The following is a 1,344-nucleotide window of genomic DNA, read 5'->3' as shown; positions in this document are numbered from 1 at the left end:
AGCAGATGCGATTACCACTTCTTTATCTGCCAACATTTGTGGTGGCTGCGCACCTGTCGTCCACCAAAGCACTTGCGGTTTGATGGTGTCGAGTTTGGCAAAGGCGCGTGCTCGCCCCTCTTCAGTTTCTAGTAGGCGGTAAACTTCGTCAGGTTTAACTCCATCGGCCAATAATGCCCATTCAAGGTTACCTTGAGGTTGCTTTTGTAGTGCTCGTCGACCGGGAAAGTTTGTTAAATCAAAAAGGTCCGTCAACTTGGTTGGAGCCGCTTTACCTTTGAAAGCATCCTCGTTCACCGCTAAGACGGTCGATACGACGATGGTGTTAATCGCACACTCGTGGATCGCTCCATCGATGAAATCCTCTTTTGCTGGTGTCCCGTCAGCGCTGGGAGGCAGAATACTCGGGTTGACGGGTTCCAAAAGCCCTTCCGCGCAGCCTCGAACAATGTCTGGTTTATCCAGCGAGACCAAATCCCAACGCACGTTGTTTGCTTCTACTTGCGCTTTAATCTCCGCCAAACCGCCACTGAAATCCTCCGATACGATCTCAACACCAGTCTTTTGGATGAATGGTTTATGGTAAGCCTCTACTTGGCTTTTGGTGAACGCGCCACCCCATGAGACGACCGTTAGTTTATCTTCAGCGTATGCCGAGGTACCCAACAGCATTCCTGAAATCAACATCACCAGTGGTGTTTTCGTCATTCGTGACATGGTTTACTCCTTTGGTTGTTTTTCTGGAGGTATCCGTTACGGCTGTTGGACACCACATTTGTTAAATTTTCGTTAACATTAGCATTAAATATATTTTATACAATATTTAATTTTAAAATTTTTTAGGCAAATCGCTGTAGTGTGAACGGCGCAATATTCACCGATGTTGGCTTATCTGCAACGAGCTCAGAGATTAGGTCTGCAGTGATCGCCGCTTGAGTCAATCCCAAGTGCTGATGACCAAATGCCAGCAATATCTTGCCATTAAAACACTGGTCGATTACCGGCAACGAGTCGATTGTTGAAGGTCGATTTCCCATCCACTGTTCCTGCTGTTTTAACGGATTTAAACCGGACTCAAACATCGCGTTCCCCTGCTGATACAACATCTCTGCGCGCTTCATGTTTGGTGGCGATTTCACATCGGCATACTCGACTGTTCCCGCCAAACGTAAGCCTTCAGACATGGGCGTCATAATGAACTTTCTGTCGGCAGAACTGATAGGAAACGGCAATGACTCACGCTTGTCATTCATCATGAGATGGTAACCTCGCTCAGCTTGTATCGGGACATTCACACCGGTTAACTGGCGAACCAAAGCTTTAGAATGAACACCCGCTGCGACC

General features: G+C 47.5%; 2 protein-coding genes. Both read right to left on the bottom strand.

The features are described from left to right. Positions 1-717: extracellular solute-binding protein (locus R7Z50_RS24230; protein WP_318149315.1), on the bottom strand; the 717-nt coding region annotated here is incomplete at its 3' end. Positions 718-839: 122 nt separating this feature from the next. Then, on the bottom strand, positions 840-1,344 hold a 505-nt coding region (locus R7Z50_RS24225), incomplete at its 5' end, for an FAD-dependent oxidoreductase (RefSeq protein ID WP_318149314.1).

It is taken from the genome of Vibrio sp. 1249-1, from assembly GCF_033340495.1.
The sequence above is the reverse complement of the archived record's forward strand: the minus strand, read 5'-3'. Positions and strand labels throughout refer to the sequence as shown.